Genomic DNA, 19,161 nt, shown 5'->3' with positions numbered 1-19,161 from the left:
ACCGTGAGGGCGGCCCGCCGTCGGGGACTCAGCCGAGCTGGGCGACCAGCTCCTCGACCGAGGTCACCGGCCGCTGGCAGACGAACCCCCGGCAGACGTACGCGGTCGGCCGCCCGTCGACCAGGGGCCGGCCGGCCAGCAGCGGCACGCCCGGCTGATCCGGGGCGCCCGCGACCACCACCGCGCCGGGCGGGGCGTGCCGGTGCGCGGCGGCCACCAGCGGGTCACCCGTCGGGTCGTCGGTCGCCACCGCGATCTCGTACGGCCCGGAGAGCAGCGCCTCGCCCACCGTGGCGGCGTAGCCGGTGAACCGGGCGTGCCGGTCCACGATCGGCGCGACGGTCGACAGGGTCGCCTCGGCGGCCTCCCGGTAGCGGGTCTCACCGGTCAACGCCGCGTACGCCACCAGCGCCGCGACGATCGCCGACCGGCCCGACGGGGTCGCGTTGTCGGTCGGGTCGGCCGGCCGGGTGACCAGGCGTTCGGCGTCGTCGGCGGTGTCGTAGAAGCCGCCGTCCGGCGCCGCGAACCGGGCCAACGCCACGTCGAGCAGCTCACCGGCCAGCGCCAGCCACCGCCCCTCGCCGGTGAGCTGGTGCAGCGCGCAGAACGCCTCCGCGACGCAGCCGTAGTCCTCCAGCACCCCGGCCGGCGCGCCCACCACCCCGTCCCGGGACACCCGGCGCAGCCGGCCGTCGACCAGGTGCACGGCGGCCAGGTGCTCGGCGGCGTCGCGCATCGCCCCGTCGGCGACGATGACCACGCCCTCCATCAGGTTCGCGTCCTCGTCCTCCGGTGCCGCGTAGAGCGCGGCGACCTGCTGGAACTCCGCGATGGCGGTGATCGCCAAGCCGTTCCAGGCAGCCACCACCTTGTCGTCGCGGGCCGGTTGGGGGCGGGTGTCGCGGGCGTGCAGCAGCCGGGCCGCCACGTCCCGCCAGCGGGCCCGGACCGCCGGATCGGCGTCGTCCACGTCCCGGGCCAGCCGCAGCACGCTGGCGCCCTCCTCGAAGGTGCCGTCGGCGGTGACGGTGAACAGGTCGGCGGCGAACCGGCCGTCCTCCTCGCCCAGCACCTCGACGAGCTGGTCCGGCGTCCAGACGTAGGTGAGCCCCTCGACGCCCTCGGTGTCCGCGTCCAGCGCCGAGGCGAAGCCCTCGCCGGCCCGGTGCAGCTCGTCGGCGAGGAACCGGGCGGTGTCGCGGGCCACCCGGCGGGCCAGCCTGTCGCCGGTGGCCCGCCAGAGCTGGGTGTAGACGCGCAGCAGCAACGCGTTGTCGTAGAGCATCTTCTCGAAGTGCGGCACGGTCCAGTGGCCGTCCACCGAGTAGCGGGCGAAGCCGCCGGCGAGCTGGTCGTTCAGGCCACCGCGGGCCATCGCCTCGGCGGTGTGCCGGACGATCTCCAGGCTGCGCGCCGACCCGGTCCGCCGGTGGTGCCGGAGCAGGAAGAGCAGGTTCATGTGCGGCGGGAACTTCGGGGCGCCGCCGAAGCCGCCGTTCGTCTCGTCGTACTCCTTCGCGAGCTGGGCGGCGGCGCCGTCGAGCAGCTCGGCGGTGAGCGGGGCGGTCACGCCGCCGACGGCCTGGGCGCCGCCGATCGCCTCGACCACGGCGGCCCCCTGCCGCAGCACCTCCTCGCGCTGGTCCCGCCAGGCGGCGGCGACCGAGCCGAGCAGCCGGACGAAGTTGGCCCGGGGGAAGTAGGTGCCGCAGAAGAACGGGGTGCCGTCCGGGGTGGCAAAGACCGTCATCGGCCAGCCGCCCTGGCCGGTCATCGCCTGGGTGGCGGTCATGTAGACGGCGTCGACGTCGGGGCGTTCCTCGCGGTCGACCTTGACGCAGACGAAGTCGTCGTTCATGAGCCGGGCCACGGCCTCGTTCTCGAACGACTCGTGGGCCATCACGTGGCACCAGTGGCAGGCGGCGTAGCCGACCGAGATGAGCACCGGCACGTCACGCCGCTTCGCCTCGGCGAACGCCTCGTCACACCAGGGCCACCAGTCGACCGGGTTGTCGGCGTGCTGGAGCAGATAGGGCGAGGTGGCCTCGGCGAGTCGATTCACCATCCGACCATAGCGAGCGCGCGGTGCCCGCGCGCCGCGAGTGGCCGGCCGGGTCGGGACCACGGCCCCGACCCGGCCGCCGGGTCAGCGGGTCAGCGGGTCAGCGGGTCAGCGTGAGCGTCGAGGTGTCCGTCACGGTGAACTCGTTCCAGTATTCGAAGTCGCGGACCGTGATCTCGCTGACCGCCTGCGCGGTGCCGCGCTGGAACGTGACGTCGGTCGGGTAGGTGGTCGCCGACCAGGGCACCTCCTGGCCCGGGACGCACGGGATGTGCGGCGAGAAATAGGCCCGCACGGTGCCCGCCTTCTTCTGCTGCTGGACCAGCTCGCCGGCGATGTCGAAGGCATCCGCCCGGGTGCAGGTGATCGTGCCACGGACGGTGGCGATGCCCTTGCTGTCCACGGCGGCCACCGGGTTGACGGTCAGCGTGACGTCGAGCGCCGGCAGCGGCGGCGGGTTCGAGATGTGGATCTCCCCGCGCAGACCGCCGGTCGCCCCCTCGCAGCGGATCTCGAAGGTGGCGTCGAAGCGCTCGACGTAGTCGAACGGGCCCCAGGCGGCGTCGAGGACGGTGAACGAACCGGTGCTCTGCGCGCAGGAGCGGCCCCAGCCGTCGTTGGAGAGCCGGATGCCCGCCTGGTGGTTCTCGTTGTCCGGCTGCCCGACGTTCTGGTAGGTGTCGCCGGCCTTCAACGCGACCGGGGCCGTCAGAGCGAGATCCCAGATGCCGTCGGGGTAGTTCGAGGAAATCATGTGGAACTGCTGCGCGTTCCAGCCGGACGCGCTCATCTCGTCGCCCGGGGTCGTCGAGGCGGAGCTGTAGGAGTAGGAGTTGCCGGCGGTGATCGGGTCACCGGGCTCGCCGGTGACGCTGAACGACCAGGACTGCACCGGCCGGGCCTGCGCCGGCGCGGCGCCGACCAGGCCGGCGGCGCCGGCGGTCAGCGCCATGGTCGCGGCGAGCAGAACCGGTCGCCAGGAACGTCTCATCATCGTCTCCCCCGTGTGGACGTCGACGGGGACGCCGGTCGCGTCCACCGTGCCAGCAGACTAGGGCCGACCAGCGGGTCCGCGCTGCCCCGCACCGGCGGGATGTCGGCAGCCCGACGGCCCGCCACGGAACGTCCTTCCGTTATTCATCCTGGTCTATTTGAATCGGCGCATGGCCGGCGTCGCCCACCGCCGGCACGTCCGAAGGAGACGGTCCATGCGCAGACCCCCCGTCCTGCTCGCCCCGCTCGCCCTCGCCGCCCTCGCCGGCGCCGCGCTGACCCCCGCCGCCGCGTCCGCCGCGGTGCCACCGGAGACCCGGTGGTCCGCCACCACCGCCGTCGGGATCCACAACACGTACGAGCGCGGCACCTACACCTACCTGGCCCAGGCGCTCGACGCCCGACCCGGGCTGATCGAACTGGACGTCTGGCCGGACGTGCTCACCCGGCAGTGGCGGGTCAGCCACAGCAACCCGCTCGGCAACGACAACAACTGCGTGGCCGCCACCAGCGCGGCCCAGCTCTACACCGGCACCCGGAACAAGAACCTGGAACACTGCCTGGACGACATCCGGCTCTGGCTGGGCGCCCACCCCGACGCCGGCCCGGTGATCCTCAAGCTGGAACTCAAGACCGGCTTCAGCAGCCGTACCGGGCAGGGGCCGGCCCAGCTCGACGCGGTGCTCGCCGCCCGCCTCGGCGACCGGGTGTTCCGCCCCGCCGACCTGCTCGGCGGCCACCCCGGACTGGACGCCGCCGCCCGCGCCGACGCCTGGCCCACCCGGGGGCAGCTCGCCGGCAAGGTGATCGTGGAACTGATCCCCGGCACCGTCGAGGAGGGCAACCCGACCGACACCCTCTGGACCGACGTGGAGTACGCGCGCCACCTGGCCGGCCTGGCGGCGGCCGGCACACTGGACACCGCCCGCGCGTTCCCGGCCGTGCACCGCGCCCAGGCCGGCGACCCCCGCGCCCGGTACGCGGACCCGGCCCTGCGCCAGTGGTTCGTCGTCTTCGACGGCGACGCCTCGGCGTACGTCACCGGCGGCATCGACACCGCCTGGTACGACACGAACCACTACCTGCTGGTGATGACCGACGCGCAGAACGTCCCGCCGGCCGTCGGCGCCGGTGACGCCGACGCGGCGGCGGCCCGGGTAGCCCAGCTCGCCCGCGCGCACGCCACCATCGCCTCCGCCGACTGGTCCAGCCTCCCCACCGTCCTCGACGACGTCCTCCCCCGAGGCTGACCACCCACCCCTGAGTGACGCCCCTGTTTCACGGAAAGCGTGGCTGTTCGGGCTCGGATGGCCACGCTTTCCGTGAATCTGCGGCAGAGAGGGGTGGGGGGTGGGGGTTAGGAGGCGCCGTCGGCGCGTAGGGGGAAGACGTTGCCGCGGGCCGTGTCGCGCAGCGAGCCGAGCACCGCGCCGATCTTGTCCGCCGGCATCGGCTTGAAGAAGTGGTAGCCCTGGGCGGCGGTGCAGCCCAGCTCCGCCAGCGCGGTGCGCTGCTCGGCGGTCTCCACGCCCTCGGCCACCACCCGCAGGCCCAGCTCGTGGGCGAGCCCGACGGTGGTACGCACGATCGCCGCCGCCTCCGGCGAGTCCGCCATCCGGATCACGAAGGAGCGGTCCACCTTCAACTCGTCGACCGCGATCCGGGTCAGGAACGTCAACGACGAGAAGCCGGTGCCGAAGTCGTCCACCGCGAGCTGCACGCCCATCGCCCGCAGCGTGGCCAGCACCTCGTCGATGACCTCCAGCTCGCTCATCACCACCGTCTCGGTGATCTCCAGGACCAGCCGGCGCGGTGGAACCTGGTGCCGGCGCAGCGCCTCCTCGATCTCGGCGGGCAACCGCGGGTCGAGCAGGCTGCGCGCCGACAGGTTCACCGAGATCGGGACGTCCAGTCCCTCCCGCGCCCACCCGGCGGCCACCGCCAGCGCCTTGTCCAGCACGTAGCGGGTGAAGCTGCCGAGTTGCTCGCTGTTCTCCACCGGCCGGATGAAGTCGGACGGTCCCAGCCAGCCCCGGCGCGGATGCCGCCACCGGATCAACGCCTCCACCCCGGTCGGCGCGCCGGTGGCCAGGTCGACCGCCGGTTGCAACGCGAGCACCAACTGGTCGTCGGCGGCCAGCGCCTCGCGCAGCTCCGCGAGCAACGCCAGGTGGTCGGTGCTCGCCGCGTCCCGCGAGCTGTCGTACGCGGCGACGCTGCCGCCGCCCTCCTTGGCCTGGTACATCGCGATGTCGGCACGCCGCAGCAGCTCGGTCAGGTCGGCGGCGCCCGCGTCGGCCGCCACCACGCCGACCGCCACCTCGACCGACATCCGCACGCCGGCCACCTCGGTCGGGGCGGCGAGCCGCTCGGCCACCTCCCGGGCCTGACGCAGCGCGTACGTCAGCGGGGCGGTCCGGTCGTCGATCACCGGGACCGAGGTCAGCAGCAGCGCGAACTCGTCGCCGCCGAGCCGCCCGAGCAGGTCGCCGGGCCGGGTCAGCGCGGCCAGCCGGTTGGCGGTCAGCCGCAGCAGCTCGTCGCCGGCGGCGTGCCCCAGCGTGTCGTTGACCTCCTTGAACTGGTTCACGTCCAGCAGGAGCAGGGCCACCGGGTGGTCGTGTGGACGCTGCCGCAGCGCCTGGTCGCCCCGGGCCAGCAGGGCCGCCCGGTTGAGCAGCCCGGTGAGCTGGTCGTGCACCGCCTCGTACGACGACCGGGCGGTGACCAGCCGCAGCTCGCGATGGGTCGCGGCGTCGTGCAGCGCGGCGGCCAGGGCGTCGGAGAACGCGGCCACCCCGTCACGTTCGGCGGGGCTGGGCGGGGCGGACCGGGCGAAGCGCACCCGCAGCCGGCCCACCTCGACGGTGCCGACGGCGAGCCGCCGGACCAGCTCGTGCTCGCCGGTGCCGGCTTCCGCGGTCGGGTCCACCTCGACGTCCCGCACCTGACCGCCGAGGTCGGCCCGGTAGCGGCGCCAGTGCCCCTCCCCGCGCGCCACGTCCACCTCGACCAGCTCGGCCCCGAACAGGGTGAGCGCACCGGTCACCGCGGCGCTCGCGACGCCGCGTTCGTCGAGCTGGTTGAGCGCGGCGGTGGCCTCGGCGAACGCCCGCCAGGTCCGCCGTTCCTGGTCGGCCCGGAGCCGGTGCCGATAGGTCTGTTGCAGCAGCCACAGCGGGGGCGGCAGGAGCAGCAGCCAGCGTGCGTCGAGTTCGAGCAGCGCGACCACCACCAGGCCGACCGCGACGTTGCCGACGAACATGGGCAGCTTGCCGCGGAGCGCGGCCAGCAGCGGCGGCCCGATCGGGATGCCGTGCCGCAGGGCGATCGTGGCGGCGCCCAGCCAGGCGGTGGTGAGCAGGTAGGTGACCGCGCCGGCGCCCAGCGCCAGGGCCAGCTCGGGGGTCGGCGCGGCGAGCAGCGGCCGGCCGAGTGCGCTCGCGACGGCCCCGGCCAACGCCGTGGCGGCGGTGAGCGAGCCGGCGATGCGGACCAGTTCCAGCACCGGACGGCGGTCGGCGACCAGCGACATGGTGGTCCAGGCGGCGCCGGCGCCGAGCAGCGCCGCGCCCGGGAGCCAGCCGGCGGGCACCAGCCAGAGGCAGACCACGAGCGCGGCCTCGCCCCAGGTGATGCTGACCATGCCGGCCGCGGTGCGGAAGCGCAGGCGGGCGAGCTGGGCGACGGCGAACGTGACCGCGGCGAGGCCGAACCGCGCCGGCCCGGGCAGCGAGTCGTCGACCGGCAGGTGCGCCGGTACGGCGAGACCGAGCACCGCGGCCAGCAGCGCGGTGACCGCGACCGCGACGGTCAGCAGCACGACGCTCAACGGGGTGCCGCGCAGGCCGAGCCGGTCGGGGGGACGGTCGGCCGGTTCGGAGGTCACGGCCCCGCCTCGGGAGGGCCCGGGATCGGGGCACGGTGGGGGCCCGTGGCTGTCCTCGACATCGACGCCCCCCTTCCGCGCAGGGTCCGGGGCCTGACGGTCCCCCCGGCGGAAGGCTAAGCCAAAGCCGGTGGTCGCAACAGGGGTCGACGACCGACTTGGGCGTGATTCACGTGGTGTTCAGCTGTTGCGGCGCTGCTGGGAGCCGTTGGGAGTATTCGTCGGTGAATCCTGCTCGACAGTCCCCTCTGTCGGATCGACGACCGCCGCGTCGACCCGCCCCGGCTCGCCCTGGTGCGGGAACCGGTCCGGCAGCCGGCGCAGCCGGGCGTTCATGTTGCGGATCAGCAGGACGGTGACGGTGCCCAGCGCGACGATGAGGAAGAGGCCCATCGGACCGGCCAGACCACCCGTGCGGGTGTCACCGAAGTTGTTCTCCGCGAGCACCTGGGCGGTGGTCAGCATGGTGTTCCTCCGATGTGCGGCTGACGACCAGGGTAGCCCGCGCCGATGTCAGTGGGCACGGCACGTCTCGCGCACGCCGGCGAAGAGGTCGGACTCGGGGAGCGGGCTGTCCACCAGTGAACGGGCGAGTTGGAAGTCCTCCGTGGGCCAGGCGCGCTGTTGGAGGTCCATCGGCACCTGGAACCAGAACCCGTCCGGGTCGATCTGGGTGGCGTGGGCGCGCAGCGCGTCGTCGCGGACCGGGAAGTAGGCGGCGCAGTCGACCCGGGTGGTGATCCGGTCGCCCTTGTCGGGGCGGTCCTCCCAGCGCTTCATCCACTCCCCGTACGGCGACTCGCGGCCGGCGGCGAGCATCGCCTCGTGCAGGCTCATGATCTTGGCCCGGGAGAAGCCCACGTCGTAGTAGAGCTTGAGCGGCTGCCACGGCTCGCCCAGCTCCGGGTGGCGCTCCGGGTCACCGGCCGCCTCGAACGCGGCCACGGTGACCTTGTGGGTCATGATGTGGTCCGGGTGCGGGTAGCCGCCCTCCTCGTCGTACGTGGTGACCACGTGCGGGCGGAACTGCCGCATCAGCCGCACCAGTGGCGCGGCGGCGACCTCCACCTCCTGGAGGGCGAAGCAGCCCTCCGGCAACGGCGGCAACGGGTCGCCCTCGGGCAGCCCGGAGTCGACGAAGCCGAGCCACGCCTGCTCGACGCCGAGGACCGCGCGGGCGGCGTCCATCTCGGCCCGGCGGATGTCGCCGATGTTGGCCCACACGTCCGGCCGGTCCATCTTGGGGTTCAGCACGCTGCCCCGCTCGCCGCCGGTGCACGTGACGACCAGCACCTCCACCCCCTCGGCGACGTATTTCGCCATGGTGGCGGCACCCTTGCTCGACTCGTCGTCGGGATGGGCGTGCACCGCCATGAGACGCAGCTGCTCTGCCACCGTGGGCGCTCCTCGTCTGTGCCCACCGGCCGACCCCACCCGGGCCGACCGGCTGACCTGCCGGAATCTCCCCCCGCGCCCGCGAAAGCCCCCGTGCTGGCCGGCCGGCACCCCGTCGGAGTGGCCGGGACCACTCGGGCCGGTCGGGGCCGACCTGCCATCCTTGGCTCAGCGCCGGGCTGGGAAGATGGACCCTGCCATTCTTGCCGATGCCGCCGACAACAACGCCAGGAGATACCCGCCGGTGAGCGAGACGCACGCCACAGTCGTACCGGGTACGCCGGTCTTCCCGCCCGGCCGCTACGGCCGCCGCCGGGAGCCGGGTCGCCGCCGGCCGCTTCTGCTCGCGCTGACCGTGGCGGTCGTGCTGGCCGTGCTCGGGCTGGGTGCCGCGAAGCTCTACACCCAGTACGGCGACCCGGAGTACCGGGGCGAGATGATCAGTTACACCGGGATCACCGACTCCCGGGTGGTGGTCGACTTCCGGGTCACCGTGCCGCCGGGCGGCTCGGCCACCTGCCTGCTGCGGGCCCGCTCGCACGACGGCGCCGAGGTGGGCCACGTCGAGGCCACGGTGACCGCCGGGCCCGGCCAGCGGCACGTCCGGGCCAGCCAGGAGGTGCCGACCAGCGCCCGGCCGTTCATCGGTGAGGTGTTGCGCTGCCGACCGGCCTGAGCCGGAGCGCCGGCGAGCCGCCGGACCTCGCACCCGGGTGGGTCCCGCCGCCGGCACCCCGGGTGATCGAGCGCACCCGGACGGGCACGGCACTGGTAGCTTGGTAGTTCACCTGTCAGCCAGTCCGCACCAACCGAGGAGATCGCCTGTGTCCACCAACGGAAACGAGGCGCCCGCCACCTGGCTGTCCCAGGACGCGTACGACCGCCTGCAGGGCGAGCTCGACGAGCTGATCGCCAACCGGCCGGTCATCGCCGCCGAGATCAACGCCCGGCGCGAGGAGGGCGACCTGCGGGAGAACGGTGGCTACCACGCCGCCCGCGAGGAGCAGGGCAAGGCCGAGGGACGCATCCTCTACCTCAAGGAGCTGCTCCGCACCGCCAAGGTCGGTGGGGCGCCGGATGCCGACGCGGTGTCGCCCGGCATGGTCGTGACGATCTACTTCGACGACGACGCCGACGACACCGAGACCTTCCTGCTCGGCTCCCGCGAGATCGCCTCCACCACCGAGCTGACCGTCTACAGCCCCGAGTCCGCGCTCGGCAAGGCGATCCTCGGTGGCAAGGCCGGCCAGACCTGCACCTACACGGCGCCGAGCGGCGCCGACATCAAGGTGACCGTGGTGTCCTTCGAGCCGTACACCGGCTGATCCCGCTGGCGGACCCGCGCCGGCCGGCTCGGGTCCGACCCGACCGAGGCTGACAGGCTTCCTCGGACCCGAGCCACACCACTCGAACGCCCCGACCGGATCATCCGGCCGGGGCGTTCGCGATCTCACACGGCGCCGACCAGATCCACCTGGTAGCCGCTGGCCCGCAACGCGCTGATCAGCTTGTCCGAGTGCGTCACCCCGCGGGTCTCCACCGAGAGCGCCACCTCCACCTCGCCGAGCCGCAGGTGCGGGTTCGCCCGCTGGTGCACCACGTCCACCACGTTGGCCCGGTGCCCGGCGATCTCGCCGAGCAGCGAGGCGAGCTGCCCGGGCCGGTCTGTGCAGCGCACCGTGATGCGCAGGAAACGCCCGGTCGCCGCCAGCCCGTGTTCGATCATCCGGAGCATCAGCAACGGGTCGATGTTGCCGCCGGAGAGCACCGCCACCACCGGCGACTCCACCTCCACGACGGCCGCCAGCAGCGCCGCCACGCCGACCGCGCCGGCCGGCTCCACCACCTGCTTGCCGCGCTCCATCAGCGTCAGCAACGCCCGCGAGATGTCCTCCTCGGAGACCGTGACCACGTCGTCGACCAGCCGCTGGACGTGGGTGAACGTCAGTTCGCCGGGACGCCCCACGGCGATGCCGTCGGCGATCGTCGAGAAGGCGGGCAGCCGCACCGGCTCGCCGGCCCGCAGCGAGGGCGGGAAGGCGGCGGCGCTCGCCGCCTGCACCCCGATCACCCGGATGTCCGGGCGCAGCGCCTTGGCCACCACCGCGATCCCGGAGACGAGGCCGCCGCCACCCACCCCGGTCACGATGGTGCGCACGTCCGGACACTGTTCGAGGATCTCCAACGCCACCGTGCCCTGACCGGCGATGACGTCCGGATGGTCGAACGGGTGGATGAACACCGCGCCGGTCTGCTCCGCGAACGTCTGCGCCGCGACCAGCGCCTCGTCGACCGTGGTGCCGACCAGTTCGATGCGGGCGCCGTACCCCTTGGTCGCGGAGACCTTCGGCAGCGGCGCGTTCACCGGCATGAAGACGGTGGCCTCCGCGCCGAGCAGGCCGGCGGCGAGCGCCACGCCCTGGGCGTGGTTGCCGGCGCTGGCCGCCACCACGCCCCGGGCCCGGTCCTGCGCCGAGAGCCGGGAGATCCGCACGTACGCGCCGCGCACCTTGTACGACCCGGCGCGCTGCATGTTCTCGCACTTGAGCATGACCGGCCCACCAAACGCGGCGCTGAGCGGCCGGAACGGCTCCAGCGGGGTGGTCCGGGTGACGCCGGCGAGCAGCTCCCGCGCGGCCTGTACGTCGGCGAGACCGACCAGTTCCGTCATGCCCCGATCGTGCCACCCGCACCGGGCGGAAGCTGCGGCGACGTCGCCACGGGTCCGGCGGGCGGGGGCCCCACGACAGGCGCGGGGCGGGCCGCGCCGGCCGCCTGCCAACCGGGCCCGCCGCCCTGACCGGGCTGGCCTGACCAGCCGGAATGTCCCGGCCAGCCGGGGTGACCGGGCCAGCCCGGGAACGCGGGTCGGGCCCGCGCGATCCGGTCCTGCTGGGCGACGGAGATCCGGCGAACCAGCACGACGAAAGAGATCGCGGCGACCAGGCAGGCGAGCACCGGCACCAGGCGGGGCGCGAGCGCCTCCCGGTAGAACGTGACGTACGTGGCGAACTCGGCCTCGCTGCGCGGCCACTCGGTCAGCCGCTCGTACCGCTGCTCCTCCAGCTGCGCCACCACCCGCTCCCCGATGGAGAAGACCAGCCAGGCCGCCCACCAGAGCGGCACCAGCCCGGGCGTGCGGCGGCGCCACAGGCTGAACCGCGCCACCTCGGCCACCACCCGGGCCGGCACGACGAAGTTGGCGAACGGCACCAGCCAGCCGGCGATCGCCCAGGCGGGGCTCTGCGTCGGCGCGGCGCCGGAGAACGCGTCCAGGTTCTTGCGCACCCGCCAGGTCCAGATCACCACCAGCGTGGCGGCCGCCAGCACGGCCAGGATGAACGGCAGGGTGAGCAGGACCTCGGCGAGCACCGCGCCGAGCAGCACGTCCCGGTCGAGCTGCTCGGCGGCCGAGCGGGCCAGGCGGACGCCGAGCAGCGGGAAGAGTGCGGAGAGCGTGAACAGCGCGGCGGTCGCGCCGACCGCGACGCAGACGGCCGTCCCCAGGCCCCGGACCGGGTACGTGGACACGCCGGGGAGCACCGGGGGCTGGCCGTGGCGGGTGCCGCAACGCTGGCACTCGTCGAAGGCGGGCGAGGTGGCGTCCCCGCAGGTCTGGCAGTGCATCGGGGACCGTCCGGAGGTGTGCGCGCGACAGGGACGCGCACACGTTAGACGATCATGCGACGGCCGGTGACCCCGTTCCGACGCGGGGATAGCCGGGGGCGTGCCGCTGCCACGGCGCCTGCATCTCGAACTGGCCGGCCACCCCGAGCAGCAGCAGCTCGGAGCCGGGCGGGCCGACGAACTGCACCCCGACCGGCAGCCCGTCCGGGCGACGCCCGACCGGCACCACGATCGACGGCAGGCCGGCGATGTTCCACGGCGCGGCGTACGGGGCGTACCGGATGTTCGTCGACATGTTCGCCAGCCAGGAGCGGCCGGACCAGCCGGCGGCCTCCGGCGGCGGCCCGGCCAGCGCCGGGGTGAGCAGCAGGTCGACCGACTGGTCGTCGAAGAAGTGCACCGACCGTTCGCGCCAGGCGGTCCGGTCGGCCTCCTTGACGTACCCCCGGCGCTGCGCCCACTCGCCGAGCGCGACGTGCCGGCGGCTGCGCCGCTGGAGCTGGCGCGGCGCCACCCCGGCGGCCCGCACGTCGGCGGCGGCGGCCGCGAACCAGGTGGCGATGCCCTGGAGGCCCAGCCGGGTCGGGTAGACCGGGTCGGCCGGGACGGTGTCGTGCCCGGCGGCGGCCAGCAGCCGGCCGGCGGCGGCCACCGCGTCCCGGTTCGGCGCGTCCGGCGAGACGCCCCGGACCGGGGAGCGCAGCGAGACGCCCACCCGCAGCCGCGGCGGCGGGACCAGCTTGTCCGGCCGGCGGCCGGCCAGCACCGAGAAGCCGACCACCGCGTCCGCCACCGTCCCGGTCAGCATGCCGTGTTCGGTGAGACCGAACCAGTCGTCCGCGCCGAGCTGGCAGGGCACCACGCCCCGGCCGGGCTTGAGCCCGACCAGACCGCAGCAGGCCGCCGGGATGCGGATCGAGCCGAGGCCGTCGTTGCCGTGGGCCATCGGCACCAACCCGGCGGCCACCGCGGCGGCGGCACCGCCGGAGGAGCCGCCGGGGGTACGCGTCCGGTCCCAGGGGTTGCGGGTCACGCCGGTGTCGTCGTCGGTGAGGGCCCAGAGGCCGAGTTCCGGCATCCGGGTCACCCCGAGGATCACCGCGCCCGCGCCGCGCAGCCGCCGGACCACCTCGTGGTCGGCCTCCGCCACCGGGGTACGCATCGCGGCCGACCCGTTCCAGGTGGGCAGGCCGGCCACCGGCGTGTTCTCCTTGACCGCCACCGGCACCCCGGCCAGCGGCAGGTCGGCCAGTTCCTCCTGCTCGTCGACCTTCTCCGCCTCGGTGATCGCCTCGCCGCCACGGACCGTGCGGAACGCGGCCAGTTCGGCGTCGACCCGTGACACGTGGTCGAGGTGGTCGGCCACCACCTGGGTGGCGGAGACGTCGCCGCGGCGTACCGCGCGGGCGATCTGCTTCGCGGTCGCCCCGACCCAGGTCGTCGGCAAGATGTCCGGCACTGCCACCCTCCCGTCCAGCGGTCAGCCCAGTGCCTGCTCCAGATCGGCGAGCAGGTCGTCGACCGTCTCGATGCCGACAGACAGTCGCACGAGATCGCCGGGAACTTCAAGCGGCGAGCCGGCAGCGCTGGCGTGTGTCATCCGGCCGGGGTGCTCGATCAGGGACTCCACCCCGCCGAGCGACTCGGCGAGCACGAACAGCCGGGCCCGGTTGCAGATCTCCACGGCGTGCTCCTCACCGCCCGCCGCGCGGAACGAGATCATGCCACCGAACCGGCGCATCTGCTTGGCGGCCACCTCGTGACCCGGGTGCGACGGCAGGCCCGGGTAGAGCACCTGGGCGACCTTCGCGTTGCCGTCCAGGAAGGCGGCGATCCGCTCGGCGTTGTCGCAGTGCCGGTCCATCCGTACCCCGAGGGTCTTGATGCCGCGCAGCGTGAGCCAGGCGTCGAACGGGCCGTTGACCGCGCCCATCGCGTTCTGGTGGTAGCGCAGCTCCTCGCCGAGCCCGCGGTCCGCCGCGACCAGCGCGCCGCCGACCACGTCGGAGTGCCCGCCGACGTACTTCGTGGTGGAGTGCACCACCACGTCCGCGCCGAACGCGATCGGCTGTTGCAGGTACGGCGAGGCGAACGTGTTGTCGACCACCAGCAGCGCGTCGGCGTCGTGCGCCACGGCGGCCAGGGCGGCGATGTCGGCGATGCCGAGCAGCGGGTTCGTCGGCGTCTCCACCCAGACGATCCGGGTCGCGCCGGGCCGGATCGCGGCCCGGACCGCGGCCGGGTCGGAGACCTTCGCCGGGGTGTAGTCCAGGCCCCAGCGCTCGGCCACCTTCGCGAACAGCCGGTAGGTGCCGCCGTACGCGTCGTCCGGGATCACCACGTGGTCGCCCGGCTTGCAGACGGTCCGCAGCAGCGTGTCCTCGGCGGCCAGGCCGCTGGCGAAGGCGAGCCCCACCGGGCCGCCCTCCAGCGCGGCCAGGCACTCCTGCAACGCGTCCCGGGTGGGGTTGCCGGAGCGGCTGTACTCGTAGCCCTCGCGGGGCGCGCCGACCGCGTCCTGGGCGTACGTGCTGGTCTGGTAGATCGGAGGGATCACCGCGCCGGTGCGGGCCTCCGGGTCCTGGCCCGCGTGGATGGCGAGCGTCTCGAAGCCGTGACTCATGCCCGAGACGTTAGTCCCGCCGGTTCACCCCGGTTCCGGGAACCCGCGTCGATCATGAAGTTGACGGTGCCCACGGTCCGAAATGTCGCCGCCAACTTCATGATCGACACCGCCGGTCGGGGGTGGGGCGCGCCCGGCGGGACCGGTGGGGTGGGCCTAGCCTGGGCGGATGGCTGGGTGCGTGTTCTGCGGGATCGTGGCCGGTGAGGTGCCGGGCTTCGTGGTGACGGACGAGCCGGACGGGGTGGCGTTCCTCGACACCCGGCCGGTGTTCAAGGGCCACGTGCTGGTGGTGCCGCGAACCCACCTGGTGGCGCTGACCGACCTGCCGGGCGACGCGCTGCCCGGCTACTTCCGGCTGGTGCAGCGGATCGCGGCGGCGGTGGAGACCGGTCTGGGCTCCGGTGGGACGTTCGTGGCGATGAACAACAAGGTGTCCCAGTCCGTCCCGCACCTGCACACCCACGTGGTGCCCCGGACCAAGGGCGACGGGCTGCGTGGCTTCTTCTGGCCCCGGACCCGCTACGCCGACGACGCCGAGGCGACCGGCTTCGCCGGGCGGATCTCGGCCGCGCTGGGCGGCTGAGAGGCTGCCAGCCCGGGGAGCAGGCGCTCGGCGCGTCTCCCCGGAGTCGACAAATTTGTTCGGTACGTTTTGATTCCCTGAAACGAACAAAATTGGAGCAGGTCATGTCCGGCCCTGGGCGCCCTTCCCGCGCCGCCGTGTACCAGCGCATGGAGGAGGCAGTCCGCGAACTGCGAGACCGGCTGGGCGGGCTACCGACACCCGCCGAGGCAGAGGACATCTGGGCCGAGATCTGGCACCAAGAGGCGCACAACAGCACCGCCATCGAGGGGAACACCCTCGTTCTTCAGGAAGTCGAGAAGACGGTGGACCCGCACCCGCACGCCACCGACCTCGAAGGGCCCGGCAACTTCCGACGGCACGAGATCGCACGCTTCCCCGGCGGGATGAAGCCGCCGTCCTGGCCGGAGGTCGATGCGCGGATCCGGAGTTGGCTCGACCGTGTCGCGGAACTGCAAGCGAAGACGGATACGCCCCTTGCCGAACGGCTGGCGGTGCTTCACAACGACTTTGAAGCCATTCATCCGTTCCTCGACGGAAACGGCCGAACAGGCCGCCTGGTGCTGAGCCTCCTTCTCGGCAGGCTGGGTTATCCGCCCGCCATCATCTACAAGCGGGACCGGGATGCCTATCTACGCGCCATGCGCCGGGCCGACGTCGGCGACCCCGGGCTGTTGGGAGAGCTGATCGCCCGCAGCGTCACCGCGAACCTCTACCGCTTCGTCATGCCCGCGGTGGCCGGTCCGGTGAAGTTGCTGCCGCTTCCCGCGTTGGCCACGGCCGACCTGACCGAGAACGCCCTTCGCGTTGCCGCCATGAGAGGTCGACTGAGAGCCGTCAAGGCGGACGACGGCACGTGGCGAAGCAGCCAGAAGTGGGTGAACGACTACACGAAGAGCCGTTACCGGCGCGGCCGTCCCGCCTGACGGTCGCCCGAACGGGTAAGGAACCGGGGACCGGCGCTGTTACACGCTGGGAAAGCCACGAGAGGAGTCCCACCGTGTTCCTCCGCCGCATGAAGGCCGAGATGATCACTCCCGACCAGGCCCTGCCGGGCCGCCCGATCGCCATGCCGATCGCCGACCGGCACGAGGTGCTGCCGTCCTCGCTGAAGGGCCCGTTCCCGGAGGGCGCGCAGGTCGCCGTCTTCGGCATGGGCTGCTTCTGGGGCGCCGAGCGCCTGTTCTGGACGCTGCCCGGCGTGCTCACCACGTCGGCCGGCTACGCGGGCGGGTACACCACCAACCCGACGTACGAGGAGGTCTGCTCGGGCATGACCGGGCACGCCGAGGTGGTCCAGGTGGTCTACGACCCGTCGACGATCAGCTACGAGGACCTGCTCAAGGTCTTCTGGGAGAACCACGACCCGACCCAGGGCATGCGCCAGGGCAACGACGTGGGCACCCAGTACCGCTCCGCGATCTACACCACCACCGACGAGCAGCTCGCCGCCGCCAAGGCGTCGCGGGACGCGTTCGCGCCGATCGTGGCGCGCGCCGGCAAGGGTGAGATCACCACGGAGATCACGCCGCTGGGCGACTACTTCTTCGCCGAGGACTACCACCAGCAGTATTTGGCGCCGACGAAGAACCCGAACGGCTACTGCAACCACGGGCCCAACGGGCTGAGCTGCCCGGTCGGCGTGGCCCGCACCGGGAGCTGAGGCCGGCGGCGCGGCGGGCACGATGAGCGGCGCGGCGGGTACGCCACACCGGTCGTCGTGCCCGACAGGCGACCGCTACGTGAGCGCCACCTGACCGAGTTCCTGGGTGCACCGGGTGAGCGCGACGTAGAGGCCGTTCCAGCCGCGCGGCTCGGCGGCGATGCCCTCGGGGTCGACGAGAAGCGTCGCGTCCCATTCCAGTCCCTTCGACTGGGTCGCGGTGAGCACCGGCACATCAGTCAGCACGGCCAGGAGTTCGGCGATGCGGCCGGCGGGAGCGATGACGCCGACCGTCCCGCCTTGCCACCGTTGCCGCAGCTCTCGTACCGCTTCGACGGCGACGCCGGCCAGCTCGGCGGGCGTGGCCGTGCGCACCCAGGGGGTACGGCCGGAGGAGCGCACCGCCCGGGGCGGCGCGTTGTGGCTCCCGGCTTCTCGCAGCACGGGTGCGGTGAGGCTCATGACCTCACGTGGGGTCCGGTAGCAGATGGTCAGTTCCGCGGCGGTCCAGCGGTCCCGGAAGACGGCCTGCACCGCCTGGGCCCAGCTGGTGTGCCGGTGCGCGGCCGCCGCCTGGTCGATGTCGCCGACCGCGGTGACGGAGCGACCGGGACAGCGCCGAAGGACCATCTGCCACTGCATCTCGGACAGCTCCTGCGCCTCGTCGACGACGACGTGGCCGTACACCCAGTCGCGTCGCCGGCGGGCGTGGTCGGCGACAAACTCGCCCTGGGGCTGCGGGGTCTCGACCTCGCCCAGCAGGTCGGCGAGGGCGTCGAGCAGGGGAATGTCGCTCGACGCCCACGGCGCCGGCTCGGCCGAGACGGCGATGATCTCGTCCGTGGTGAGCTGGGGGGCGAACCGGGCCAGCAGGGCGCGGTCGGCCAGGAGATCACGCAGGAGGGTCTCGGCGTCGAGGCCGGGCCACCACGCCTCGACGAACCGGGCGATGGCGGCGTTGGCGGCGATCCGACCGGGAAGACTCTCCACCTCTTCCGTCGAGAACAATCCGTCCACGTCGCTGCCGGTGGCTCTGCTGCCGACGGCGTCGTGCCGCATGCTCCTGTCGACGCGGGCAAGGATGTCCTCGAAGCCCTCCTCCATCTCGGCCATCAGCGCCTCGCGCTGCGCGACGACGGCGTCGGCGAGGATGTGGTGCAGCTGCTCGGCGAACGCCGCGCGGGCGCGGTGGTACGGGCGGCCCGGCACCGCCGAGGCGAGCGCCTGTGCCACGGTCGCGGCGGGGATGACGTGGAACTCGCCCTCCCAGCGCAGCTTCAGCTCACGGGGCCGGGGAAGCAGCGACGTGACGTAGTTCTCCAGCGCGGGTTGCCACAGGGCGCGCCCCTTGATCTCGGCGAGCGTTCGGCTCTCGTCGCGGCCCACCCGGATCCCGGGCAGCAGCGTGTCGCAGGTCGCCGAGACGACGGCGGTCTCACCGAGCGCGGGCAGCACCTGGGCGATGTAGCGGAGGAACCGCGGCGAGGGTCCGAGGACCAGAACCGCCTGGTCGGCCATCGCCGGGTGGGCGAACAGCAGGTAGGCGACGCGGTGCAGAGCGACAACGGTCTTGCCGGTGCCGGGACCGCCCTGAACGATCAGCGGGCCGGTGGGCTCGGCCCGGATGATGTCGTCCTGTTCGCGCTGCAGCGTGGCGATCGCCGTCGACATGCGGCCCGTACGTCGCTCGTCCAGGGCGGCCAGCAACGCGCCCTCACCGACGAGTTCCGCCGTTGTGGTCCCGTCCAGCGGCTCGTCGTCCACGCCGACAACTGTCGATTCCGTCGTGCGGATGTGCCGACGCCGTGCCTGACCCTGCGGGTCGACGGCCGTCGCGGTGTAGAACGGTCGAGCCGCGGGAGCCCGCCAATCCAGCAACAGCGGCTCACCGTCCTCGCCGTCGTTACGGAGGCCGACGCGGCCGACGTGTCTGACGGTGCCGTCATGACCGTCGAGCCGGCCGAAGACCAGCCCTTCCCGTGCTCGCCCCAGCTCCTCGTACTGCTGGCGGAGCATGCGCTGCCGCGCCCGTTCCACCGCATCCGCGGGGTCCGACGACAGTTCGGTCCGCAGACGGTCGGCGAGCGTGTCCCGCCGGGCCGTGGCCAGGTCGAGAAACGCCTGTTCCTCAGCGATCGCGGATCGACGCGCGACACCGTCGGCGGCACCGGGGGTGCTGTTGTGCGAAGAAGAATTCTGGCGCATTCGCGAATCCCCGTATTGAGGCTTTCCGGCGGCCCCGATGAGCCGCGGCGCATTCCGGCGGCAAGCATAGGGGCGGATTCTCCGCATCGCCCAGGAAACCAATCCGCGGAGACAG

The 19,161-nt window shown here is 73.2% G+C and carries 16 protein-coding genes; 6 read left to right on the top strand and 10 right to left on the bottom strand.

Annotated features, from left to right (window positions below):
* Positions 1–28 precede the first annotated feature (28 nt).
* Complete coding sequence (locus tag ACLQ2W_RS07930; RefSeq protein WP_425785823.1) at positions 29–2,065, bottom strand: thioredoxin domain-containing protein; 2,037 nt, start codon at positions 2,063–2,065, stop codon at positions 29–31.
* Between the two features lie 100 nt (positions 2,066–2,165).
* Positions 2,166–3,056 (bottom strand): hypothetical protein, encoded by an 891-nt coding sequence (locus ACLQ2W_RS07925; RefSeq protein WP_425785822.1) that lies wholly within the window; start codon positions 3,054–3,056, stop codon positions 2,166–2,168.
* Between the two features lie 217 nt (positions 3,057–3,273).
* Between ACLQ2W_RS07925 and ACLQ2W_RS07920 the strand changes: the two genes are divergently transcribed.
* The gene (locus tag ACLQ2W_RS07920; protein WP_425785821.1) at positions 3,274–4,308 is read left to right on the top strand and encodes a phosphatidylinositol-specific phospholipase C domain-containing protein; all 1,035 of its coding nucleotides are present in this window, start codon (positions 3,274–3,276) and stop codon (positions 4,306–4,308) included.
* 107 nt (positions 4,309–4,415) lie between these two features.
* Here ACLQ2W_RS07920 and ACLQ2W_RS07915 read toward each other — a convergent pair whose 3' ends face one another.
* The 3 genes from ACLQ2W_RS07915 to mca form a co-directional block, all read right to left on the bottom strand.
* A complete protein-coding gene (locus tag ACLQ2W_RS07915; protein WP_425786032.1) occupies positions 4,416–6,905 on the bottom strand; it encodes a putative bifunctional diguanylate cyclase/phosphodiesterase in 2,490 nt (829 codons plus the stop codon).
* A 222-nt stretch (positions 6,906–7,127) separates the two neighbouring features.
* The gene (locus tag ACLQ2W_RS07910) at positions 7,128–7,412 is read right to left on the bottom strand and encodes a hypothetical protein (protein ID WP_405092474.1); all 285 of its coding nucleotides are present in this window, start codon (positions 7,410–7,412) and stop codon (positions 7,128–7,130) included.
* A 48-nt stretch (positions 7,413–7,460) separates the two neighbouring features.
* Positions 7,461–8,342: a mycothiol conjugate amidase Mca gene (gene mca, locus ACLQ2W_RS07905; protein WP_425785820.1), complete on the bottom strand. Its 882-nt coding sequence runs from the start codon at positions 8,340–8,342 to the stop codon at positions 7,461–7,463.
* Between the two features lie 244 nt (positions 8,343–8,586).
* Between mca and ACLQ2W_RS07900 the strand changes: the two genes are divergently transcribed.
* On the top strand, positions 8,587–9,018 hold the full coding sequence (locus tag ACLQ2W_RS07900) for a DUF4307 domain-containing protein (RefSeq protein ID WP_405092472.1): 432 nt from the start codon (positions 8,587–8,589) through the stop codon (positions 9,016–9,018).
* A 148-nt stretch (positions 9,019–9,166) separates the two neighbouring features.
* The gene (gene greA, locus ACLQ2W_RS07895; protein ID WP_405092471.1) at positions 9,167–9,667 is read left to right on the top strand and encodes a transcription elongation factor GreA; all 501 of its coding nucleotides are present in this window, start codon (positions 9,167–9,169) and stop codon (positions 9,665–9,667) included.
* A gap of 125 nt (positions 9,668–9,792) precedes the next feature.
* On the opposite strand, the gene ilvA is transcribed toward greA, so the two are convergent.
* The 4 genes from ilvA to ACLQ2W_RS07875 are packed head-to-tail and all read right to left on the bottom strand — an operon-like array spanning position 9,793 to position 14,592.
* Positions 9,793–11,013, bottom strand: coding sequence for a threonine ammonia-lyase (ilvA, locus tag ACLQ2W_RS07890; protein WP_405092470.1), 1,221 nt, complete (start codon positions 11,011–11,013; stop codon positions 9,793–9,795).
* Positions 11,010–11,969, bottom strand: a complete 960-nt coding sequence (locus tag ACLQ2W_RS07885) for a DUF4328 domain-containing protein (protein ID WP_425785819.1) — start codon at positions 11,967–11,969, stop codon at positions 11,010–11,012. The genes ilvA and ACLQ2W_RS07885 overlap by 4 nt, the downstream gene beginning before the upstream one ends.
* A 52-nt stretch (positions 11,970–12,021) precedes the next feature.
* Positions 12,022–13,434 (bottom strand): amidase, encoded by a 1,413-nt coding sequence (locus ACLQ2W_RS07880; protein ID WP_425785818.1) that lies wholly within the window; start codon positions 13,432–13,434, stop codon positions 12,022–12,024.
* A 15-nt stretch (positions 13,435–13,449) separates the two neighbouring features.
* Positions 13,450–14,592 (bottom strand): cystathionine gamma-synthase, encoded by a 1,143-nt coding sequence (locus ACLQ2W_RS07875; protein ID WP_405092467.1) that lies wholly within the window; start codon positions 14,590–14,592, stop codon positions 13,450–13,452.
* A 169-nt stretch (positions 14,593–14,761) separates the two neighbouring features.
* Between ACLQ2W_RS07875 and ACLQ2W_RS07870 the strand changes: the two genes are divergently transcribed.
* The 3 genes from ACLQ2W_RS07870 to msrA all read left to right on the top strand — a co-directional run bounded on the left by ACLQ2W_RS07870 (position 14,762) and on the right by msrA (position 16,841).
* On the top strand, positions 14,762–15,178 hold the full coding sequence (locus tag ACLQ2W_RS07870) for an HIT family protein (protein WP_396777211.1): 417 nt from the start codon (positions 14,762–14,764) through the stop codon (positions 15,176–15,178).
* A gap of 149 nt (positions 15,179–15,327) precedes the next feature.
* Positions 15,328–16,104, top strand: coding sequence for a Fic family protein (locus tag ACLQ2W_RS07865; RefSeq protein ID WP_425785817.1), 777 nt, complete (start codon positions 15,328–15,330; stop codon positions 16,102–16,104).
* A gap of 74 nt (positions 16,105–16,178) precedes the next feature.
* Positions 16,179–16,841 carry a peptide-methionine (S)-S-oxide reductase MsrA gene (gene msrA / locus ACLQ2W_RS07860; RefSeq protein WP_425785816.1) on the top strand — a complete coding sequence of 221 codons (663 nt, stop codon included), beginning with the start codon at positions 16,179–16,181 and terminating at the stop codon, positions 16,839–16,841.
* A gap of 75 nt (positions 16,842–16,916) precedes the next feature.
* Here msrA and ACLQ2W_RS07855 read toward each other — a convergent pair whose 3' ends face one another.
* The gene (locus ACLQ2W_RS07855; RefSeq protein ID WP_425785815.1) at positions 16,917–19,046 is read right to left on the bottom strand and encodes a HelD family protein; all 2,130 of its coding nucleotides are present in this window, start codon (positions 19,044–19,046) and stop codon (positions 16,917–16,919) included.
* Positions 19,047–19,161 lie beyond the last annotated feature (115 nt).

The sequence above is a fragment of the Micromonospora sp. DT227 genome, assembly GCF_049841835.1.
Taxonomy (GTDB): domain Bacteria; phylum Actinomycetota; class Actinomycetes; order Mycobacteriales; family Micromonosporaceae; genus Micromonospora.
This window is presented reverse-complemented; position numbering and strand designations above follow the sequence as displayed.